Here is a 22972-nt window from a genome sequence, read left to right on the forward strand (position 1 = left end):
CGGGTCGCCGGACCCATGGTGAATACCGAGCTCGAGACATGAGAACGCAGGTCTGCTCATGACCCAGTCTTCCCTGCAGGGACCGGGCACCGCCGCACGCGACGGCGCCTTCCCCTTGTCCGCCGCCCAGCGTGGGATCTGGTTCGCCCAGCACATCGCGGGTGACACCCCCATCTCCATCGCCCAGTACGTCGAACTGTCCGGCCCGATCGACCTCGAGCTGCTGACCGAGGCCGTCCGGCGCACCGGCCGCGAGTTCGGCACCGGCTACCTGCGGCTGATCGACATCGACGGTCAGCCGCATCAGCTCGTCGACCTGAGCCTCGACGCCGACATCCTCGAGCTCGATTTCCGGTCCGAGCCCGACCCGGAGCATGCCGCGCACGCCTGGATGCGCGCCGAGTACACCGCACCGCTGGATGTGATGCGTGACCGGCTCATCCGCCTGGCGATGCTGCGGGTCGGCGAGGATCGCTGGTTCTGGTACGTGCGGATGCATCACATCGTGCTGGACGGCATGGGCGCGCTGGCCCTGGTCCAGCGGGCGGGCGAGCTCTACAACGCCGCCTTCGACGGCAGGGAGCCGCCGCCGGGCAAGGCCGAACCGCTGCAGAAGATCGTGGAGGCCGATCTGGCCTACCGGACCTCGGCCCGTTTCGACGCCGATCGCCAGTACTGGCGCGAGCACCTGGCCGGCATGGCCGACCCGGTGAATCTCGCCGGCCGCGACGCCGAGGTCGACGCCCACCCCAACCGCGTCGCGGGCGCACTGCCCGCGGAGACGACCGCGCTGCTCGATTCCGTCGCCGCGGCGGTGAACTCCGGTGCCGCGCCGACGGTGGTCGCCGCGTTCGGCGCCTATCTCGCCGCGATGACCGGCGCCTCGGAGGTCGTGCTGAGCCTGCCGGTGTCGGCGCGGACCTCCGCGACGCTGCGCCGTTCGGGCGGCATGCTCGCCAATGTCGTCCCGTTGCGCGTCACCCTGACACCCCAGACCACGGTGGGCGCCGCGATCCTCGCCGTGCAGGGTGAGCTGACCGGCGCGCTGCGCCGCCAGCGCTACCGGCAGGAGGACATCGTCCGCGATCTCGGCTGGGCGATGGACGAGGCGGCGTCGTTCGGTCCCGCCGTGAATCTGATGATGGTGGACACCAGGATCGCGCTCGGCCCGGTCGTCGGGCGGCTGCACGTGCTCACCTCCGGCCTGATCGACGATCTGTTCGTCAATGTGTATCCCGGAGTGGGCGGTGAGAGCACCCACATCGACCTCCAGGGCAACGGAAACCTCTACAGCGAAGCCGATCTGACGGCGCACCACGAGCGGTTCCTGCTGTTCCTGCACCGGTTCCTCCTCGCGGGTCCAGATGCGCCGCTGTCGACGGTGCCTGTCCTTTCCGCCGCCGAGCAGGCCGTGTCGGTGCCGGCACGTGGACCGGCGAGTGTCGGATCCCGCACGCTGCCAGAGATTCTCGCCGCGGGCGCCGCCATCGACCGGAATGCGGTGGCTCTGTGCTGGGGCACGGGCGAGACACTCACCTATCGCGAGGTAGACGAGTACTCGAACCGTCTCGCCCGCGTGCTGATCGCAGCCGGCGCAGGCCCTGAACACGGTGTCGCGCTGTCGATTCCGCGATCGGCCGAATCGGTGCTCGCGACCATCGCGGTGGCCAAGACCGGCGCGCCGTTCGTGCCGATCGATCCGACCTATCCCGCCGACCGGATCGAGCACATGGTGGGCGACAGCGGCGTGGTCACCGGCCTGACCGTCACCGAGGCACGCAAGTCGTTGCCGGACAGTGTCGATTGGCGCTCGATCGACGACGAGGCGACCGCCCTGCTCATCGCCGCCCAGGACGCCGGTCCGATCACCGACGCCGAACGGCGGGCCCCGATCCATCCGGATCAGGTCGCCTACGTCATCTATACCTCCGGGTCGACCGGCCTGCCCAAGGGCGTGCTCGTGCCGCACCGCGGTCTGGCGAATCTCGTCGCCAGCTCAGGGGCAGGATTCGGGGTCGATGCGGAATCGGTGGTCGCCCATGCGGTGTCACCGAGTTTCGACATCTCCGTCGAGGAGATCCTGGTGACGCTGGCGACGGGCGCCACCCTCGCAGTGGTGCCGCCCGCGGCATACGCGGGCGAGGAGATGGCGCAGGTGCTGCGCGCGCATCGCGTCACCCATCTCAATGTCACGCCCGCCGTTGTCGGCTCGCTCGATCCGGAAACGCTCCCCGACCTGCGCACCATTGTCGTCGGCGGTGACGCGTGCCCGCCGGAGCTGGTGTCGAAGTGGTCCGGCCGGGCACTGATCAACGGCTACGGTCCCACCGAGACCACCATCACGACGACACTGACAAAGCCGCTGATCCCGGGCGCACCGGTAACGATCGGCAGCCTGGCCCGCGGTGTCACCGGCCTGGTGCTGGACCCCTGGTTGCGTCCCGTCCCCGCGGGCACCGTGGGTGAGCTGTACCTCGCGGGCCCCGGCGTGGCGCGGGGCTATCACCGGCGCAGCGGACTGACCGCGAGCCGATTCGTCGCCGATCCCCACGCGCCCGGTCAGCGGATGTATCGCACCGGCGATCTGGTGCGGTGGACCGACGACGACGGCCGGTTCACGCTGGCCTACCAGGGCCGCAGCGACTTCCAGGTGAAGGTACGCGGCTACCGGATCGAACTCGGCGAGATCGACGCCGCCCTGGAACGCCTGCCCGCCATCGATTTCGCGCTCACCCTCGGTGTCGACACCGCCTCGGGCGCGACCGCGCTGGTCTCCTATGTGACGACGGAACCCGGCGTCGATGTGCATCCCGAAGCGGTGAAAGCCGCTGTCGGCGAACAGCTCCCGGCCTACATGGTGCCGTCGGTCGTCATGGTGCTCGACCGTGTCCCGCTCACGCCGCTGGGCAAGGTCGACCGCAAGGCACTGCCCGCACCGGACTTCGGCGCCCGCACGGTCACCAGCCGGGCACCGTCCACGCCGCGCGAGGAAGCACTCGCCGCACTGTTCGCCGAGGTCCTCGGACTCGACACGGTCGGGGTCGACGACAGCTTCTTCGCGCTCGGCGGCGACAGCATCGTCTCCATTCAGCTGGTCTCCCGCGCGAAAGCCGCCGGGATCGCGTTCAGCGCCAGGGATGTCTTCGAGCGCAAGACGGTCGCCGCCTTGGCGGCCGTGGCGGGCGAGACCGAGGTCCACGTGGTGCACGAGCTGCCCGGTGGCGGTATCGGCCCCGTAGAACTCACCCCGATCGTGCACGCCATGCTCGAACACGGTGACACGTGGGGCCGGTACAGCCAGGCGGTCTTGATCGGCCTGCCCACGGGCACCACGCGAGCATCGCTGGCCGCCGCACTCCAGGTACTGATCGACCACCACGATCTCCTGCGCTCCACCCTGCGCGCCAGTGACGGTGGCTGGGAATGGCTTGTCGCCGAACCTGATTCGGTCGACGCCGATGCCCTGATCGAGGTGGTGCAGGCCGGTTCCGATCTCGACGACACGATCGAGAGCGCCGTGCAGCACGCCGCCGATCTGCTCGATCCAGGCGCCGGTGTCGTCGCCCGCTTCGTGCTGATCGACCGCGCGGACGCCCCGCCGCTGTGCTGGCTGGTCCTGCACCACCTGGTCACCGACGGTGTCTCCTGGCGAATCCTGCTGCCGGACTTGGCGACCGCGGCCTTCGGCGGCACCCTCGAGCCGGTCGGCACCTCGTTCCGGCGCTGGGCGCACGGCCAGCTGGAGCAGGCTGCCGCACGGATCGACGAATTACCGGTGTGGCAGCGCATTCTGGCGACACCCGACCCGGCACTCGGCACCGGCACCTTCGATCCGGCTCTCGATGTCGTCGACACGATGGCGCAGTGGCAGTCGACGGTCCCGTCGGATGTCGCCCACACCATCCTCACCACCCTGCCCGAGCACTTCCACTGTGGCGCGGACGATGTCCTGCTCGCCGCGCTGACGATGGCGGTCTGCCGGTGGCGTGACCGCACCGGCGCGCTGATGCTTCTGGAAGGCCATGGACGCAGCGAGTCCCTGCTGCCCGGCGCCGATGTCGCGCGCACGGTCGGCTGGTTCACCAGCGTGTATCCGGTGGCCGTCGACCTGGCCGGACTCGACCTCGACGACGCGTTCGGCGGTGGCCGCGCGGCGGGATCGGCGATCAAGGCGACCAAGGAGCAGCTGCGCGCGCTGCCCGATCGTGGTGTCGGCTTCGGCCTGCTGCGCTACCTGAACAGCGAGACGGCCGCGACGCTGGCCGACGCGCCGACTCCCCAGCTGAGCTTCAACTATCTGGGCAGGGCGGTGACCGGTGGCCACGACGCCTGGGTACCGCAACGCTTCGCGGCGACCGACGACGACCGCGCACCGCTGGCCGCCGTCGTCGACCTCAATGCCGTCCTCACCGACGCCGGCCTGGACGTCACCTGGGCGTACGCGGGCAGACTGCTCGACGAGACCGCCGTGCGCGAGCTGGCCGACCTGTGGTCGGCGGCGCTGGACGCCCTCGCCGCCCATGCGCGCAGCGGCGTCTCGGGTGGCCGGACCCCCTCGGACTTCGCACTCGTCACGGTCGACCAGCCGCAGATCGAGACCTGGGAACGGACCTACCCGAACCTCGCCGACGTGTGGCCACTGTCGCCGTTGCAGTACGGCCTGCTCTTCCACGCGCTCTACGACTCCGACACCGCCGACGGCTACACGGTCCAATCGCTGCTCACCCTGGCAGGAACCGTCGACGCCGCCCGCCTGCGCGGCGCCGCGCAGGCACTGATCGATCGGCACGAGAATCTGCGGGTCGCCTTCGTGGAGACCGACGACGGCCCGCGTCAACTGGTGCTCACGGATGCCGAAATCCACTGGGAGGACGTCGATCTCACCGGAATCGCCGACGTCGAGGAGCGGGCGCGCGAACTCGACCGGATCATCGCCCTCGACGCGCTGACCCGCTTCGCGCTCACCCGGCCCCCGTTGGTCCGCTTCACCCTGATCCGCACGGCACCAGGGGAATTCCGGCTCATCATGACCAATCACCATCTGGTGCTGGATGGTTGGTCGACACCGCTGCTGGTCCGGGAACTGCTCACGCTGTATGTCACCTCGGGTGACCCGTCGGTCCTGCCGCCCGCCCGCTCGTACCGGGAGTTCCTGTCCTGGCTGGGTGAACAGGACGCCGAGGCTTCGATCGCCGCCTGGCAGCAGGCGCTGGCCGGTATCGACACCCCGACCCGCGCCGTCCCCTCCCTGGCCGGGATCGAGTCGACCGAGACCGCGATGATCTCGCACGACCTGTCCGCCGAGACCGTCGCCGTGCTCGAAGCCGCGGCGCGCGAGGCGGGCGCGACCGTGAACACCCTGGTCCAGGCGGCGTGGTCGATGCTGCTCGCCATGCTGACCGGCCGCACCGATGTGGTGTTCGGCAGCACGGTCTCCGGCAGGCCGCCGGAGCTGCCCGGCGTCGAGGACATGGTCGGGCTGTTCATCAACACCGTCCCGGTGCGGGTGACACTGGACCCCGCGGAGAAGGTCAGCGACCTGCTGGCCCGCGTGCAGGCCGAGCAGGCGCGGCTGATGGACCACCAGCACGTCGGCCTTGCCGCGATCCACCGCGCCGTCGGTCTCGCCGAACTGTTCGACACTTTGACCGTCTTCGAGTCCTATCCCATCGACCGTGAAGCGCTGTCGCAGGCCCTGGACATCGCGGGCATGCGCGTGCTCGACGTGGAAGGCACCGACGCGACGCCGTATCCGCTCAATCTCATGGTCATTCCGCTGCGCGGCACGGCCGGAGCGGGCGACTCCCTGCGGATCACCGTGAAGTTCATGGCCGATCAGCTCGAACACGCTGCCGCGCAGTCATTCCTGGATCGGTTCGCCCGGCTGCTCGGACAGCTCGCCGAGAATCCGCACGTCCTCGTCTCGCAGCTCCAGTACTGCGACGACACCGAATTGGGGACGCTGGCGCCGGTGCGCGGCCCGCGGCCGCTGCCGATGCGGTCGCTGCCGGAGATCCTGGCGGCGGGCGCGCGCATCGATCCCGACGCGATCGCGGTCACCGCGGGCGAGCTGTCGATGAGCTACGGCGAACTCGATGCCTGGTCGAACCGGTTCGCCCGGGTCCTGCTGACTCGCGGCGTCGGGCCCGAGGTCTTCGTCGTTCTCGCGCTGACCCGGTCGCTGGAGTCGGTGGTCGCGGTGTGGGCGCTGGTCAAGTCGGGCGCGGCTTTCGTGCCGCTGGATCCGAGCTATCCGGTGGAGCGGATCGAGCACATGCTCACCGATTCCAAGGCGCCGATCGGCGTCACCGTGACGGCGACCGGTGAGACACTGCCCGGCACCATCGACTGGCTGCTCCTCGACGACCTGAACACCATGCGCCGCGCCATGCTGGTCTCCGACGCGCCGATCACCGACGACGAACGCGGCGGCCCCATCGACCTCGACCACACCGCCTACCTCATCTACACCTCCGGTTCCACCGGCAAACCGAAGGCCGTGCTGCTGAGCCATCGCGGAGTCGCCAATCTCACAGCCGCCCAACGGGAAACCCTCGCGCTGGATCCGTCCGCGAGCGCATTGCAGGTCGCCTCCCCCAGTTTCGACGCCTCGGTCTTCGAGATGCTCACCGCGCACGCGGCGGGCGGACGGCTGGTCGTGTCACCACCGGAGGTCTACGGCGGCAGCGAGCTCGAAACGCTGCTGCGTACCGAGCGGGTCACCCACGCTGTGATCACGCCGTCGGCGCTGGCGACGATGGAACCCACCGAGCTGACCGCGCTGCGGGTGCTCTCGGTAGCCGGCGAGGCGGCCACCCCGGAGCTCATCGAGAAGTGGGCGGCGGGCAGGCGGATGGTGAACCTGTACGGCCCCACCGAGTTCAGCATCTGGGCCACCGGACCCGCCGAACTCGTCGCGGGCGAGCCGATCACCATCGGCGGGCCGATTCGCGGCGCGGAGGTGGTGGTGCTGGACGGCTGGTTGCGGCCGGTTCCGGTCGGCATCCAGGGCGAGCTGTATCTGGCCGGTCCCGCCCTGGCGCGCGGCTATTTCAACCGGTTCGAGATGACCGCGAGCCGGTTCGTCGCCAACCCGTACGGCGCCGCCGGTGAACGCATGTACCGGACCGGCGACATGGTGCGCTGGGTCGAGCACGACGACGAGCTCGCACTGGAATACCTGGGCCGCAGCGACTTCCAGGTCAAGATCCGCGGCCTGCGGATCGAGCTCGGCGAGATCGACGCGGTGCTCTCCCGCGACGACGAGGTCGACTACGCGGTCACCATCGGACGCGCGGGCCCGGCGGGCGCGACCGTCCTGGTGTCCTACGTCCTGCCCGTACCGGGCGTCGACCTCGACACCGAGCGGCTGCGGGCCTGGGTGGCCTCGGAACTGCCCGGCTATATGGTGCCCGCCTATGTCGTCGTGCTGGACGACATCCCTCTCACCCCGGTCGGCAAACTGGACCGCAAAGCCCTTCCGGTGCCGGACTTCTCGGCCGCGCAACGGCCGTACCTCGCGCCGCGCACGCCGACCGAGCAGGCCGTCGCCGAGGTGCTCGCCGAGGTGCTCGGCACCGACCGGGTGAGCGTCGACCAGTCCTTCTTCGAACTCGGCGGCAACTCGCTGAGCGCGACCAAGGTTGTCGCCCGGGTCAATTCGGCGCTCGGCGCCACCATCGCGCTGCGCGACCTGTTCGACGCACCGACCGCCGCCCAGCTGTCGTCCCGGGTCGTCCCCGCGGGCGACGGCGGCCCCGGCCGCCCGGCCCTCGCTGCGCGCCTGCGCCCCGACCGCATCCCCCTGTCCCCCGCGCAACAGCGCATGTGGGTGCTCAACCAGCTGGATCCGGGTTCTGCCGCCTACAACATCGCCATCGCACTGCGCCTCACCGGCAACCTGGACGTGGCGGCCATGCGCGGCGCGCTCGCCGATGTGGTGCGACGCCAGGAGAGCCTGCGCACCCGATACCCCGCCGATGCCGAAGGACCACGTCAGGTGGTTGTCGGCATGGACACGGCTACACCCGCCCTGCCCGTGATCGACACCGAAGACGGTGCGCCGCTGCGTGATCGGATCAACGAGCTGGCTGGCACCGGATTCGATCTCGCCAGACAAGCCCCACTGCGCGTCGGGTTGTTCCGGCTCACCGCCCCGGCGGCCGGTTCCCAGAACGGCGTCCCCGTCCACGTCATCGTTCTCGTGGTGCACCACATCAGCGCCGACGGCGCCTCGATGGCGCCCCTGGCCGCCGATCTGGTGACCGCCTATTCCGCGCGCGCGGCGGGCGACGCACCTGCCTGGCCGCCACTCGCCGTGCAGTACGCCGACTTCGCCCTGTGGCACCGCGAGCTGCTCGGCAGCCCCTCGGACGCGGAATCCGTAGCAGCACAGCAGATCCGGTACTGGAGCGAGACCCTCGCCGACACACCCGACGCACTGGAACTGCCGACCGATCGCCCCCGGCCCGCGGTGCAGTCCCTGCGCAGCGACGATGTCGACTTCACCATCGACGACCAGATGCACCGCGCCCTCGTCGATTTCGCCGCCGCCAACAATGTCAGCGTCTTCATGGTGGTGCACGCCGCGCTCGCGGTCCTGCTCGCCCGGCTGGGCGGCACCGACGACGTCGTCATCGGCACCCCGGTCGCAGGCCGCGGTGAAGCGGCGCTCGACGACCTCGTCGGCATGTTCGTCAACACCCTGGCCCTGCGCACACCCGTCGACCCCGGCACCGGATTCCGCCAGCTGCTCGCCGCGGTCCGCACCGCCGACCTCGACGCGTTCGCCCATGCCGACGTGCCCTTCGAGCAACTGGTGCAGGTGCTCGACCCCACCCGCTCGACCGCGCACCACCCGATCTTCCAGGTCTCGCTGTCGCTGCAGAACTATGTCGAACCGGTGCTCGAACTGCCCGGACTGCGTTTCGAGGTAGAGGATTTCGACCGCAGGTCCTCGGCGTTCGATCTCACCCTCGACCTGCGCGAGCGGTTCTCCGAGTCCGGCCCCGCGGGCTTCGACGGCGTCCTGACCTACGCGACCGACCTCTTCGACGCCGCGACGGTCCGCGCGTTCGCGACACGGTGGCGGCGGGTCCTCGCGGCCGTGCTCGCCGATATCGACGTCCGCCTCGCCGACATCGACCTGCTCGACGAATCCGAACGCGCGGAACTGATCCCGGTCCGCGGCCCCGCCACCTCGGGCACCACGACGCTGCCGCGCCTGCTCACGGACACCGCAACGGCCTTCCCCGAGCGACCCGCCCTGGTGTCGGCGGCGACCACCACCTACCGCGAACTCGACGCCCGTTCGAACCAGCTGGCCCGGCTGCTGATCGAAGCCGGTGCGAGCACGGAAACCGTAGTCGCACTGGGTCTCCCCCGCTGCGCCGAACTGCACACCGGCATCTGGGCGGCCGCGAAGGTGGGCGCGGCCTTCCTGCCGGTCGACCCGAAACACCCGGCGGACCGGATCGAGCACATGCTCACCGATTCGGGCGCTCAGGTCGGCCTGACCCTGGCCGCGTTCCGGCCGAAGCTCCCCGACACCACCCGCTGGCTGGTCCTCGACGACCCGGACTTCGCCGCACACCTGCGCACAGCCGACGACGCCGCGCTCACCGCCGCCGAACTCCCGATCCCGATCCGCGTCGACAACCCCGCCTGGATGATCTACACCTCCGGCTCCACCGGAACACCGAAGGGCGTCACCGTCACCCACCGCGGCCTGGCGGACCTGGTGGCGGCCCAGCGCACCGACCTCGGCCTGGACGAGCACTCCCGCGTCTTGCAGGTCGCCTCACCGAGTTTCGACGCGTCCGTCTTCGAAGCCCTGATGGCATTCGGCTGCGGCGCCGCCTCGGTGATCTCACCACCGGATGTCTTCGGCGGCGCCCCACTCGCGGACCTGATCGACGCCGAGTCGGTCACCCACATGGTGATCACCCCGTCGGCGCTGGCCACCATCGATCCGGCCGAGGTGTCGAGCGTGCGGGTGCTCGCGGTGGCAGGCGAGGCGGTCGGCCCCGACCTGGTCGCCCGCTGGTGTGGCGGTCCGGCCGGCCGGACGATGGTCAACCTGTACGGCCCGACCGAGTACACCATCTGGGCGACCGGGTCCGCGCCGCTGTCGGCGGACGAACCGGTCACCATCGGCACGCCGATCCGCGGTGCGGCCGTCCTCGTCCTCGACGACCGGTTGCGCCCGGTACCTGTCGGCGTCGCGGGCGAGCTCTATCTCACCGGCACCGCCTTGGCGCGGTGCTATCACGCCCGGCCGAGCCTGACCGCCGCGCGATTCGTCGCCAACCCCTACGGCGCCCCCGGCGAACTCCTGTATCGCACCGGCGATCTCGTGCGCTGGACCCGAAGCACAGGCCGCCTCACCGTGGAATACCTCGGCCGCACCGACTTCCAGGTGAAGGTGCGCGGCCAGCGCATCGAACTCGGCGAGATCGACGCGGTCCTCGGCCGCCTCGACGGTGTCGATGTCGCGGTGACACTGGGTGTTCCCGGCCCCACCGGCGCGACCGCGCTCGCGGCCTACCTGGTGCGCGCACCCGGCGCCGACCTCGACATCGCGCGGGTCCGCGCCGAGGCTGCCGACATCCTGCCCGCCTACATGGTCCCCGCCGCTTTCGTCGTCCTGGACGCCATCCCCATCAACGCCGTCGGCAAGCTCGATCGAAAAGCCCTGCCGGAACCCGTATTCGTGGTCGAGGAGACACCGTACCGAGCGCCGGAGACACCGACCGAACACGTCCTCGCACAGATCTACGCCGAGCTGCTCGGCCGGGAGAAGGTCGGCATCGACGATTCGTTCTTCGCGCTCGGCGGCGACAGTATCCTGGCGATCCAGCTGGTGACCCAGGCGAAACTGGCCGGTGTGCACTGCACTCCGCTGCAGGTGTTCGAGCACCGTACGGTGGCCGCGCTCGGCGCCGCCGTCGACGCCGCGGGCACGGTGGAGGCGCTCGCGGAGCTGCCCGGCGGCGGCATCGGCGCGCTGCCGCTGACCCCGATCGTGCGCTACATGATCGAGCGCGGCGGCGATTTCGACCGCTTCGCCCAGACCGCCGTCCTCGAGCTACCCGTCGGTATCGAGCGCGCGCGGCTCGTCGAGACCCTCACCGCCGTGATCGACCGGCACGACATGCTGCGTGCGCGCCTGTGGCAGGCCGAGGACGGCTGGCAGCTGCGGGTGGCCGACCCGGGCTCGGTCGACGTGGATTCCCTCGTGCACCGCACCGAATACGACGCCGCCGACCCGGTCGAACTGCGCGAATACGCCCAGATCGAGCTCGACTCCGCCCTGCACCGCCTGGATCCGGCCGACGGCATCGTGCTGCAGTTCGTCTGGCTCGACCCGGTCGGTGACGCGGGGTCGCGCACCAGGCCGGGCCGCCTGATCGTCGTCGCGCACCACCTCGTCATCGACAGCGTCTCGTGGCGAATCCTGGTGCAGGACTTGATCGGTGCGTGGGCGCAGGTGTCGGTCGGCAACACCCCGGTCCTCGCCGACGTCGGCACCTCCCTGCGCCGCTGGTCGCACGCGCTGGCCGAACAGGCGCGCGGCGAGCAGCGCCGGGCCGAGCTCGGGTACTGGCAGCGGGTTGTCGGCGGTCCCGACCCGCTGCTCGGCGACCGGCCCCTCGATCCGGCGATCGATCGGGCCGACACCGTGCGCCGTTTCGACATCGAGGTCGACGAGGACGTCACCACCGCCCTGCTCACCACCTTGCCCAGGCTGTTCCACGGCAGCGTCACCGACGCGCTGCTCGCCACCATGGCACTGGCGCTCGTGCGCTGGCGGGCGCGCCGCGGCGTGGACGAGAATTCGGCGCTGCTGCGGCTGGAAGGCCATGGCAGGCAGGAGGAAGTCGTGCCCGGCGCCGATCTGTCGCGGACCATCGGCTGGTTCACCTCGCTGTATCCGGTGCGCCTCGACCTCACCGGTATCGACGTCGAGGACGCGCTCGCCGGCGGCCCCGCCATGGGCGCGGCGATCCGCGCGGTCAAACACCAGCTGCTGGCGGTGCCCGACAAGGGCATCGGCTTCGGCATGCTGCGCTACCTCGATCCAGAGACTGCCGCCCAGCTCCCGCAACGGCTCCCCGGGCAGATCCTCGTGAACTATCTCGGCAGGCATACGACGGCCGAGGTCCCCGCCGGGCTGGAAGGTCTCGGCTGGCTGCCCACCGACGATCTCGGCGAGCTGCGCGCGGACGAGCATCCCGAGATCCCGATCATGCAGGCGATCGACGTGAACGCCCTGGTGGTCGGCAACCGGCTGCGCGCCGACTTCGGCTACCCGCAACACCTGCTCGCCCGCGGCGATGTCGCCGAACTCGCCCAGCTGTGGGTCGAAGCCCTCGGCGCGGCCGCGCACTTCGCGGCCACCCCGGCCGCTCAGACGGCCGCGGCCGAGGAAACCGCCGCCCTCGCCGCGCAGACGGCGGCGGCAGCGGAACCGGCCACTGCCGGACAAGCCGGCCTCGGTCTCGATGTGCTGCTGCCGATCCGGCTCGGCGGCGATCGACCCGCACTGTTCTGCGTCCACTCGTCCTCCGGAATGTCCTGGAGCTACCTGGGTTTCGCCGAACAGCTCGCACCGGATCGGCCGATCTACGGGCTCCAAGCGCCCGACCTCAGCGGCCGCGAGCCCTCGGCCCGCTCCATCGAGGAGTTCGCGCGGCGGTATGTGCGCGAGATCCGCGCGGTGCAACCGAGCGGCCCCTATCACCTGCTCGGCTGGTCGTTCGGCGGACTGATCGCCCAGGCCATGGCGGTCGAACTGGCGGCGGCGGGCGAGCGCGTCGGGGTGGTGGCGCTGCTGGACACCGATACCGCCGATATCGACGGCGACACCATCGAGCGCTTGTCACCGGGCGCCTTCATCAACACCTTCGGCTCGATCTTCGGCATCGACAATGTCCCCGCCGACGCCACCGCCGCGGAAGCGGCCGACCTCATCACGGCGAAACTCGGGGGCGTCGAACTCATCGATGCCGCCACCATCGAGCGCATGGCGGGCTCCTACAACGCCTCCGCGGGGACGCGGACCGGCTATCAGCGCCCGGTCTACCACGGCGACATCCTCTATTTCAGCGCCACCGTCGACCCATCCCCCTGGATGGGCCCGGACGGCTGGCGGCCCTACGTGACCGGCGACATCGTCACCTGCGATGTCGACGTGACCCACGACGAGATGACCAATCCCCACGCACTGTCGGTCATCTCGCCGGTACTCGACGAGCACATGGAAGCAGGAGACCGGATATGAGCGTCGAACGCACTGTCATCCAGAGCCCGACAGCCACCTCCGGCGGCGTGGTCGTCGAAGGGATCGAGAAATCCTTCGGCGATGTGCACGCGCTGCGCGGCGTCGACTTCGTGGCGGCGCCCGGTGAGGTGCTCGGCATCCTCGGCCCCAACGGCGCGGGCAAGACGACCATGGTGAACGTCCTCTCGACGCTCATCACGCCCGATCGCGGCCGCGCGGTGGTCGCCGGGCACGATGTCGTCGCCGACCCGGCGGCGGTCCGTCGATGCATCATGCTGACCGGGCAATACGCCGCCCTCGACGACATGCTCAGCGGCTACGAGAACCTGGTCATGTTCGGCAGGCTCATGGGGATGCGCAAACCCGCCGCCCAAGCCCGCGCCAAAGAACTGATCAGCGAATTCGATCTCGACAAAGCGGCGAATCGGCGGGTCGGCACCTACTCGGGCGGTATGCGGCGACGTATCGACATCGCCTGCGGACTGGTGGTGCGCCCGGACGTGGTCTTTCTCGACGAGCCGACGACCGGCCTGGATCCCCGCAGCAGGCAGGGGGTCTGGGATCTGGTGCGCAGCTTCAAGAGCGCGGGCATCACGACCCTGCTCACCAGCCAATACCTGGAGGAAGCCGATGCGCTCAGCGATCAGATCATCGTGATCGACCACGGCGTGGTGATCGCCGCCGGCACAGCGGACGAACTGAAACAGCGTATCGGCGGCAGCTACTGCGAGATCGTCCCGCTCGATCTCGAGGAGCTGCCCGCCATCGCCGCCGCGCTCGGCTCGTTGCTGCCCCCGGAGACCCTGGCGGCGATGACACCGGAATCGGATCGCATCACCATTCCCGCGCCGGATGGCGCCAAGACGCTCGCCGAGGCGCTGCGGCGGCTGGACAACGCGGCGATCGAACTCGTCGACATCGCCCTGCGGCGCCCGTCGCTCGATGACGTGTTCCTGCAACTCACCGGCCATCTGGCCTCGGCCGAGAGCGAATCGGAGGCCGTCTCATGACGGCCACCCTGTGGCACACCCACGTTCGCGCCGCGCCGGACACGGTGCAGCAGTGGTGGGTACTGACCACACGGCTGATCGTGCCCTCGGTCAAGTCCGGGGAGGTCTTGATGTCGATAGTGGCGCCGTTGGCGTTCGCCGCCAGCTTCTACATCCCGCTCAATACCGTGATGATGTTCTCCGGCAACGGTTTCAGCAGCTACGCCCAGTACATGATGCCGCTGGTGGTGTTGCAGTCCGCCTCGTTCACCGCCATCTCGGCGGCCTTCCGGTCGGCCAGCGATGCCGTGGCCGGACTCAATCGCCGCTTCGGCTCGATGCCGCTGCGCCCGCTCGTTCCCGTCGCGGCGCGGATGTCGGCCAACATACTCCGGGCGTCGATCGCGCTGGCCGGGGCGGTCGTCGCGGGCTATGTCATCGGCTTCCGCTTCCGGCTCGACGCGTGGCATACCCTCGGGTTCCTGGCGTTCTCGCTGGTCATCGGCATCGTGTTCACCCTCGGCGCCGATGTCATCGGCACCGCGTCCAAGAGTCCGGAGGCGACATCGCAGCTACTCGTGCTGCCGCCGTTGATCTTGGGCATGCTCTCGACCGGTCTCGCACCGGCGAGCCAGTTCCCCAGCTGGATCCAGTGGTTCGTCCGCAACCAGCCCGTCTCGCAATACGCGATCGCGCTGCGCGCGCTGGCCGGTGACACCGCGGGCAACGCGGGGACGGTGAGCTGGTCGCTGATGGGGCCACCGTTGCTGTGGGCCGCGGGCACCCTGCTGCTCTGCCTGCCACTGGCCATCCGGCTCGGTTCGAGGAGGGCGTGATGCTGGAGCGCTCGGAGACCTCGCCGGTTTCGCTGATCCGGCACACGCTGATCCAGACGCAGCGCCTGCTGGTGCGCTGGGCACGCAGTCCGATCACCGTGCTGGAGACGCTGCTGATCCCGTGTCTGCTGCTGATCATGCTGGACATCGTCGTCGGCGGTCAGATCGAGAAGTTCACCGGTGACGACGCCCTCTATGGTTCGGTCCCGATGGTCGCCGTCGTCGGCGCCCTCTCGGGCGCCGTCGCGAGCGGCGTCCTGCTCGGCCGCGAACGAGAAGCCGGTCTGCTTGCCCGGTTCTGGGTGCTGCCGGTGCACCGGGCCTCCGGTCTCGTCTCACGTATCCTCGCCGAGGGCTGCCGCATCGTGCTCGGCACCGTGGCCGTGCTGATCGTCGGCTTCCTGCTCGGCTTCCGCTTCCACCAGGGCCCCTGGGCGACACTCGCTTTCCTGCTGGTGCCGGTGATCTTCGGGCTCTCGTTCGCCACGATCGTGACCGCCGTCGCCGTCTTCACCGCGAAAACCTCACTGGTCGAGACCATTACCCTGGTCACCTCGCTGATGATGTTCTTCAGCACCGGCTTCGTCCCGCTGGTCGCCTTTCCGACATGGATTCAGCCGATCGTGCGCAACCAGCCGATGTCGGTCGCCGTCGACGCCATGCGCGGGCTCGCCGACGAAGGCCCGATCGCGCGCCCCCTGATCCTCACCCTGCTCTGGTCGTTCGGCGCCCTCGTGCTGTTCGCCGTGCCTGCCACCATCGGCTTCCGGCGCGCGAGCAGGCAGTGAGATCGGGCCGCGGCGCCCACGTCAGCGGCCACGCAGTACCCTCGTGCGCATGCCGGTGATCGCCCGAGAAGGCACCCGATTCCGTCGCACCGCGAAGCAGGGCCGCCGCGCCCGCTCACGCGGCATCGTCGCTGTCGCCGCGCTGCTGTGCGCGGCCGTGGTCACCGCGGGTTGCGCGGACAAGCACGACGACGCGAGCACGATCATCCGCACCACGACCAATATCGCCGGTGCGGGCGTGGTCGGCGCGGCCAGGGACACCGCGACCGCCTGCCCGCTGCCGAGCGCACCCGATCCCGCCGCGGGCGCGACCCGCACGGTCACCCATGCCGGTGGGGTCTCCGAGGTCCCCGCCGACCCGCAGCGCATCGTCGTGCTCACCAGTTCGGCGCTCGACGCGGCCTGCGCGGTCGGCCTGTGGGAGCGGGTCGCCGGCGCGGTCACCCTCGACGGCGAGCGCCCGCAGCCGATGTACCTGGGTTACGGCGTGCTGAAGGTACCCAGCGTCGGCCCGATCGGGCAGCCCGATCCCGCGCGCATCGCGGAACTGAAGCCCGACCTGATCCTCGGCGATGTCGCCCCGGCGGGTGGTTACGAGGCGCTGAGCGCGATCGCCCCGACCGTGCTGGTCGGCGCCGGTGGTAGCTGGCAGTCCGATTTCGCGGCCTACGCCTCAGGCATGGGCCGCCGCGGCGCCGCCGACACCGCCCTGCAGACCTACCTGACCGAGGCCCGTGACCTCGGCAAAACGCTGAACGCGAGCCAGTCGCAAGCCTCGGTGCTGCGCTTCACCGCCGACACCACCCAGGTCCAGGGCAGCGAGACCTTCGCGGCCCAGGTCCTGTCCGACGTCGGCGTCCAGCGCCCCACCGCCCAGCGCGGCACCTCCTTCGACATCGGCGCCGCCGACCTGGCCACCAAGGCCGAGGGCGACCTCATCTACGTGATGTTCGCGGGCAAGGCCGGCGAGGACCACGGCAAACAGGTCCTGCGCTCGGACCAGTTCACCGAACTCAGCGCCTCCACCGACCGCCGCGTCTTCGCCGTCGACGACAGCATCTGGCACACCACCGGCCTCACCGCCGCCCGCGCCGTCCTCACCGACCTGCGCAACAGCCTCAACGGCTACGTCACCGACTGACCGGGAGCGTCGGTCGCACCGACCCACCGTCACGGCCCCGGTGATACCGTGGATATCCAAGGCTGGAACATCGGATATCCGACGAGGTGAGTGCAGTGGGAACATCCAAGACTCCGATCGAGATCGACCAGGAAGCACTGGCGACCGCCGCCGAGGTTCTCGGCACCAAGACCAAGAAGGACACTGTCAACGCGGCTCTGCGCGAGGTCGGCCAGCGTCTCGTACGGATGCGCGCTCTCGCCGCTCTGGGCGAGATGGCCGACCGCGGTGACTTCGACGAGTACCTCGGCAACAAGTCCGCCTACCGCCGGTGACGCCGGCCATCTACCTCGTCGACACGTCAGGGTTGTTCCGCATCGCTACGGAGCCGTACCGGAAGTCATGGGCAGACCAGCTGACCGCGGGTGTGGTCGCGATCTGCCCGATCGTCGAGCTGGAGTTTCTCTACTCGGCCCGATCGCTGGCAGACCGGCTGGAGCGGCAACGACATCTTCGCGACCTTTTCGGCTGGGTCACCATGCCGGACCGCGTCGTCGAACGCGCCGCCGAAGTACAGCAACTGATGACCGAACAGGGTCTGCATCGGTCAGCAGGGCCTGTCGACCTGCTCATCGCCGCTACCGCCGAGCATCACCGATTGACGATCCTCTGCGACGACAAGGATTTCACGGCCGTGGCCCGCGTCACCGGACAACCGGTCACGTTTGTCACGCCTTGTGACGCCCCGTGAATTCGCCGAAGCCGGGGTCCCAGCCCCGCCGGGCTCCCAGCGAACCCCCAGGGTGTTCCCAGCTCCGGCGCAGTGCCCGCGCCTACCGTCGTCGACGACACGGTATGAGCGAAGGAGCAGCATGGACGACCACGACCTCGGACTCGGGCACGATCTGCGGGTGATGTCGCGCCGTCGGGTGCTCGGCATGATCGGCGCCGCGGGCGTGGCGGCCGCGGCGGCGGGCTGCGCGGCGGCGACGGACTCGGGTGTCGCCACGGACACCGCGGCGGACTCGGCGATCCCGGCAGCGGCGCCTCAGGAAACAGCGGGCCCCTACCCTGGTGACGGGTCCAACGGCCCCAATGTCCTGATCGAGTCGGGCGTTGTCCGCTCCGACATCACCAGCAGTTTCGGATCGTATTCCGGTGTCGCCCAGGGTGTTCCGATGACTCTCACCCTGAACCTGCGTGACCTCACCAAGAATGCCGCCGGCGCGGGCATGGCGGTCTATGTCTGGCATTGCGATCGCGAAGGCCGCTATTCCCTCTACAGCGAAGGCGTCACCGACCAGAACTACCTGCGCGGCGTCCAGGTAGCCGACGACAACGGCACCGTGCGCTTCACCTCGATCTTCCCCGCCTGCTACGCGGGCCGCTGGCCCCACATCCACTTCGAGGTCTACGACTCCCTCGCCACCGCGGTAGCGGGCGACAACGCCCGCCTCACCTCCCAGATCGCCCTCCCCCAGGACGCCTGCGAGTCCGTCTTCGCCGCCGACTCCGGCTACTCGGCCAGCATCGAGAACATATCCGGCGTGAGCTTGTCCTCGGACAATGTCTTCGGCGACGGCTGGGACGCCGAACTGGCCACCGTCACCGGAACTCCGGCCACCACCATGGCCGTCTCCCTGACCGTCGGTGTCGCCGAGAAGTCACAGAACGCCCAGTCCGGCAACGGTTCTCCCGGATCCCCTCCGGGTGGCGGAGCCCCGGGGTCGATGCCCGGCGGCGGCCCCGACGGTTCACCACCGCCCGGCGGCCCCGCGCGACGCTGACAGCGCGCTAGACCGGGGCCGTCGGCCACCACTGCTCGTAGAGTTCGCGGCCGGTGGTCAGGCCATAGGCCTGGAGCTCACAGAAGTCGCGGTCGGGGCTGTCGAAGCGGACCTCGATGTTCCCGACCTGTGTTCGGTACTGGTCGGGGTTCGTCCGGAATACCGCGGTTCCCGAACTCGCTGTTCGCGTCCAGGTTTCGAGTTCATCCCGGCTTGCTTGCGTGGCCGCCCGCCCGAGCGGTGACCGGTCGGTGCGGCATTTCACCATGAGCCACCAGACTGTCTCGTTGTCGCCGATGCAGACGATCGCCGGCTGCTGCGCGTCGTCGACCGATGCGCAGGTCAGGCCGAGGTAGCCGGGCGCAGACGGCGCGGACGGCAGCAACTCGGGAAACGCGGCGACAATGAAATCCGAACTGCCCCAAGGAGACACGGGAAGCTGTGTGGTGGACTGCACGGCCGCCGTCGTCGCGGGTACGCCGCCGGGGGAACCGACGGCGACGAGCGTTGCCGTCACCGCGAGCACGGCGACTGCCGCGACAGCGGCCTGCCGAATCCGGCGCACCCGGCGAAAGGACGTGCCGCCGAGCGTGTCCCGCGCCGCCTCGGCCAATTCGCCACAGCTCGCGTACCGTTGCGCCGGATCTTTGGCCAGCGCCCGCGCGATCACCGCGTCCAGCGCGACCGGCAGCGCGGGCGCGGCTCGGCTGGGGCGTGGCGGCCGTGCGGACAGCTGGGCGTGCAGCATCGCGGCGGTCGTCTCGCGCGGATAGGGCACCTGCCCGGTCACCAGGTGATACAGCGTCGCACCGAGACCGTAGACATCGGCGCGGCGATCCAGCGGGCCGCCGGTGATCTGTTCGGGAGCAGCATACGCGGGCGTCGCGGCCACGGTGCCGGTCGCCGTGGTGTCGCCAACTTCCTTCGCGATCCCGAAATCGGCGACAAGCACCCGATCGTCCCGGGTCACCAGAATGTTGGCGGGCTTCACATCGCGGTGCAGCAGACCGGCCGCGTGCGCCGCGTCCAGACCACGCGCCGCGGCGGCCACGATCGCGATCGCCCGCTCCGCGGGCAGTCCGCCTTCCCGGACCAGCTCGGCGGCATCGCGTCCGTCGACGCATTGCATGGCGATCCAGAGCAGATCGCCGTCCTCCCCGCTGTCGTAGATCGCCACCACATTGGGGTGGTCGAGCCGGGAAGCCAGCCTGGCCTCCCGCCGGAATCGATCCCGGAACCCGCCGACGGCACTGCGCGGTCCCGCCATGATCTTGAGCGCGTCGTGGCGGGGCAAGCGTGGATGCCGGGCCAGATACACCGCGCCGGTGCCACCGGCCCCGAGCCGTCGCTCGATCCGATATCCGGCGACGACCGTGCCGGACGGTAGCTCTCGCATCGCCCTACCGACTGTTGACCAACAGGACGTACTGGGCAGCGGCCCGGCGGCGCACGAACGTCTCGTCCGGACCGATCACCGTCGCCACATATTCGCCATCGAGCAGGTAGCAACGGTGGTAAGGATCGGCGCCATGGAATTCGATGCGGTAACAGTGCGCGTCCGGGACAGCGGCGGGCGCGGTGATCACCGTGCGATCGCCGTCACCGGATTCGGCGATCGACCGCACGATCATGTCGTAATAGCGCCGCGCGCTGTTCGCGTCCCGGAGCCGGTAGAGGGTCTCGACACCGGCCACCGCCTCCCGCTCGATCCCGTACTCGCGTTGCTCGCCGCGCGCTTCGTGATCGACGGCGCCGGGACCGAGGACGACACCGCCGATCATCCGAAGCCCGATGGCGACGGTGACTTCGTCGAAGTAGTTCTCGCGGCGGCTCAGGGACGGGTAGATCCACTGTCCCGAGCGCAGAGGAAGCATGCGGCGCAGCATCGCATCCGGATCCAGCGGCAGGGCGCTCAGCTGTTCGGCGCGGGTCGGCACAAACTGGTCCAGTCTCGGCAACTGGGCGTCGAGGGCGGTCGCCGCCACCGTCGCCAAGGCGGTCGCGTCGGGCTCGGGTAGCCGGATGTAGAGCGCCACCAGGAAGGAACCGTGCGCGGCGTACACGCCGAGCGTCGGCACGCCGGGACGCCAATGACTGTGCACTCCTTCATATCCGGGGATCTCGACGGCTTGATTGCCGGGCCCCGCCGCGAAATCGGCGGCGCCGACCTCCCGCGCGGCCGATGCCGCCGCGGCGGCGTCGGGAAAGCTGAGCACGGTCACCCGCGTCAGCGTCGACCGTGCGGCGAGCGTCGTTCGTTCGCCACCGGTGTCGGCCGCGGTCACCGAATACCCTGCCACCATGCCGTGTTCGGCGAGGACAGGCCGGGCGGCGGCCGCGAGGATACCGACCGAGGCCAGCGGGGTCGGCACCAACGCCGTCACCGAGTACAGGAGGGTGGAATCGAGGTCGACCGGGTGGATCACCGCCTCGGCGATCCGTACCGACTCGAGAATTCGACCGTAGGCGGCGTTGCCGTTGTCCGGCACCGCGAGCGGGCTCGTATTCCAGTGTCCGACATCGAGTCCCGCGAAATCCGGGGTGGCGGGTCGCGGTGTCCCCGGCAGCGTCTCGCCACAGCCCGCGAGCAGACCCGCGACGAGGATCGGCGGCAGCCACCGCAGCAGTCGGCTAGAGCGGCGCATCGATCCACCACTTCTCGAACAGGTCGCGACCGGCGATCTCGTTGTAGCCGAACGAGTAGAGGTAGCAGAAGTTCCGGTCGGGGCTGTCGAAGGTGACCATCATCCCGTAGATGTATCCGTTCGTGGTCGTGCCGTCACCCCACACCGCCGTGCCGGATTCGGCACCTTTGGTCCAGCGTTGTTCGCCGCGCTGGGTGCCGAAGACGAAGTTGGGTTTCGGTCGTGGCGTGCGCTGTGTCGTGCAGGTGACGGCCACCATTTCGAGTGGATCGCCGTCGCCGTCACAGCGCAGGGTGGCCAGCTCGCCGGGTGCGCGATTGAGCGCGACGCTGGTGGTCGCGTCCTTGGAATCCACTGCCCGGCAGAATGTTCCCCGATAGCCGAGCGCAAGCGGGAACGACGGCAGCAGATTCGGGAACTGGGCCGCCACGAAGCTGTAGACACCCCAGGGCCCGGAGTCGTCGGCGATCGGAGCCGGGGCAGGCGAGCTCGACGGCGCGGCGACCGTCGACGGCGCCGACGACGGCCACACCGTCAGCCCGAGGACCACCGCGACGACGAGGGCGGTCACCGCACCCGCCACCAGGACTCGCTGCCTGCGACGCGGATTCGGCAGCTCCGGCTCCGGTTCGCCGCGCAACGCTGCGTTCGCCGCCTCGGCCAGCGCGCCACAACTGGGGTAGCGGTCGCGCGGCTCCTTGGCCATGGCCCGGGCGATGACCGCGTCGAACCGCGGGGACAGCGCCGGTTTCACCGCACTCGGGCGGGGTGGCGGCGCGGTCAGATGCGCGTACATCATCGTGACCGGATCGTCGCGCAGAAACGGGACCGTCCCGGTCAGCAGGTGGAACAGGGTGGCGCCGAGGGCGTACACGTCGGCGCGGTGATCGATCGCGCCGCCCTCGAGTTGTTCGGGGGCCGCGTAGGCGAAGGTGGCCAGGATGGTGCCTTCGGCGGTGAGCGCGGTGGATTGTTCGACCGCGCGCGCGATCCCGAAATCGGTGACCAGCACCCGGTCCGGCTCCCCGTCTCGCGCGGAGACCAGGATGTTGGCCGGCTTCACATCGCGATGCAGCAGTCCGGCCGCATGCGCGGCGTCCAAACCCCTGGCCGCTTCGGAGACGATGTGCACTGCGCGCTCCGCGGACAGACCACGGCGGGCGACCTCGGACGCGTCGCTACCGGACACGAACTGCATCGCGATCCACAGCTGCCCGTCGGACACCCCGCGGTCGATGACCGAGACGACATTCGGATGCTGCAGGCGCGCAGCCAATTCGGCCTCGCGCAGAAACCGCGCCCGGCTCTCGGCGTCGTCCTCGCCCGTGAGCACCTTCAGTGCGACAGACCGAGCCAACTGCGGCTGGCGAGCCAGATACACCGCACCCATGCCACCCGCGCCGAGCTGCCGCACAATGCGATACCCAGCGAATTCCTCACCCGGCCGCAACACCGCGACCGTCACCCCGCGCAGCCGTCAGCTCAGCACGGCCCAGAATTCGGCGCGCCACCATTCCCCCCGAGC

Annotated in this window: 11 protein-coding genes; 8 read left to right on the forward strand and 3 right to left on the reverse strand. The window is 69.8% G+C overall.

Annotated elements, in window-relative coordinates; translation table 11 throughout:
• The first annotated feature begins 58 nt into the window (after positions 1-58).
• The 8 genes from ACFWF2_RS06640 (at position 59) to ACFWF2_RS06675 (ending at position 18802) form a co-directional block, all read left to right on the forward strand.
• Positions 59-13282: an amino acid adenylation domain-containing protein gene (locus ACFWF2_RS06640; RefSeq protein ID WP_379305300.1), complete on the forward strand. Its 13224-nt coding sequence runs from the start codon at positions 59-61 to the stop codon at positions 13280-13282.
• Positions 13279-14292, forward strand: a complete 1014-nt coding sequence (locus ACFWF2_RS06645) for an ATP-binding cassette domain-containing protein (protein ID WP_379305302.1) — start codon at positions 13279-13281, stop codon at positions 14290-14292. The genes ACFWF2_RS06640 and ACFWF2_RS06645 overlap by 4 nt, the downstream gene beginning before the upstream one ends.
• A complete protein-coding gene (locus tag ACFWF2_RS06650) occupies positions 14289-15107 on the forward strand; it encodes an ABC transporter permease (RefSeq protein WP_379305304.1) in 819 nt (272 codons plus the stop codon). Before ACFWF2_RS06645 ends, ACFWF2_RS06650 begins: the two co-directional genes overlap by 4 nt.
• Entirely contained in the window at positions 15107-15895 is a 789-nt protein-coding gene (locus ACFWF2_RS06655; protein WP_379305306.1) for an ABC transporter permease, read from the forward strand. Before ACFWF2_RS06650 ends, ACFWF2_RS06655 begins: the two co-directional genes overlap by 1 nt.
• Positions 15896-15944: 49 nt before the next feature.
• Complete coding sequence (locus ACFWF2_RS06660; protein ID WP_379305308.1) at positions 15945-17036, forward strand: ABC transporter substrate-binding protein; 1092 nt, start codon at positions 15945-15947, stop codon at positions 17034-17036.
• 95 nt (positions 17037-17131) lie between these two features.
• Positions 17132-17350 (forward strand): type II toxin-antitoxin system VapB family antitoxin, encoded by a 219-nt coding sequence (locus tag ACFWF2_RS06665; protein ID WP_378853253.1) that lies wholly within the window; start codon positions 17132-17134, stop codon positions 17348-17350.
• Complete coding sequence (locus tag ACFWF2_RS06670) at positions 17347-17766, forward strand: PIN domain nuclease (RefSeq protein WP_379305311.1); 420 nt, start codon at positions 17347-17349, stop codon at positions 17764-17766. Before ACFWF2_RS06665 ends, ACFWF2_RS06670 begins: the two co-directional genes overlap by 4 nt.
• A 121-nt stretch (positions 17767-17887) precedes the next feature.
• On the forward strand, positions 17888-18802 hold the full coding sequence (locus ACFWF2_RS06675; RefSeq protein ID WP_379305313.1) for a dioxygenase: 915 nt from the start codon (positions 17888-17890) through the stop codon (positions 18800-18802).
• A 7-nt stretch (positions 18803-18809) separates the two neighbouring features.
• On the opposite strand, the gene ACFWF2_RS06680 is transcribed toward ACFWF2_RS06675, so the two are convergent.
• The 3 genes from ACFWF2_RS06680 to ACFWF2_RS06690 are packed head-to-tail and all read right to left on the reverse strand — an operon-like array spanning position 18810 to position 22912.
• Positions 18810-20198 carry a serine/threonine-protein kinase gene (locus ACFWF2_RS06680; RefSeq protein ID WP_379305315.1) on the reverse strand — a complete coding sequence of 463 codons (1389 nt, stop codon included), beginning with the start codon at positions 20196-20198 and terminating at the stop codon, positions 18810-18812.
• Between the two features lie 4 nt (positions 20199-20202).
• Positions 20203-21447, reverse strand: coding sequence for a hypothetical protein (locus tag ACFWF2_RS06685; RefSeq protein ID WP_379305317.1), 1245 nt, complete (start codon positions 21445-21447; stop codon positions 20203-20205).
• Complete coding sequence (locus ACFWF2_RS06690; RefSeq protein WP_379305318.1) at positions 21434-22912, reverse strand: serine/threonine-protein kinase; 1479 nt, start codon at positions 22910-22912, stop codon at positions 21434-21436. The genes ACFWF2_RS06685 and ACFWF2_RS06690 overlap by 14 nt, the downstream gene beginning before the upstream one ends.
• Between the last annotated feature and the right edge of the window lie 60 nt (positions 22913-22972).

This window comes from Nocardia sp. NPDC060259 (assembly GCF_042728775.1).
In the GTDB taxonomy this organism is placed as follows: domain Bacteria; phylum Actinomycetota; class Actinomycetes; order Mycobacteriales; family Mycobacteriaceae; genus Nocardia.

Coding starts and splice junctions, on each gene's coding strand:
- ACFWF2_RS06675 (WP_379305313.1), top strand. CDS start 17,888: ATGGACGACCACGACCTCGGACTCGGGCACGATCTGCGGGTGATGTCG.
- ACFWF2_RS06660 (WP_379305308.1), top strand. CDS start 15,945: ATGCCGGTGATCGCCCGAGAAGGCACCCGATTCCGTCGCACCGCGAAG.
- ACFWF2_RS06680 (WP_379305315.1), bottom strand. CDS start 20,198: ATGCGAGAGCTACCGTCCGGCACGGTCGTCGCCGGATATCGGATCGAG.
- ACFWF2_RS06640 (WP_379305300.1), top strand. CDS start 59: ATGACCCAGTCTTCCCTGCAGGGACCGGGCACCGCCGCACGCGACGGC.
- ACFWF2_RS06655 (WP_379305306.1), top strand. CDS start 15,107: ATGCTGGAGCGCTCGGAGACCTCGCCGGTTTCGCTGATCCGGCACACG.
- ACFWF2_RS06650 (WP_379305304.1), top strand. CDS start 14,289: ATGACGGCCACCCTGTGGCACACCCACGTTCGCGCCGCGCCGGACACG.
- ACFWF2_RS06685 (WP_379305317.1), bottom strand. CDS start 21,447: ATGCGCCGCTCTAGCCGACTGCTGCGGTGGCTGCCGCCGATCCTCGTC.
- ACFWF2_RS06645 (WP_379305302.1), top strand. CDS start 13,279: ATGAGCGTCGAACGCACTGTCATCCAGAGCCCGACAGCCACCTCCGGC.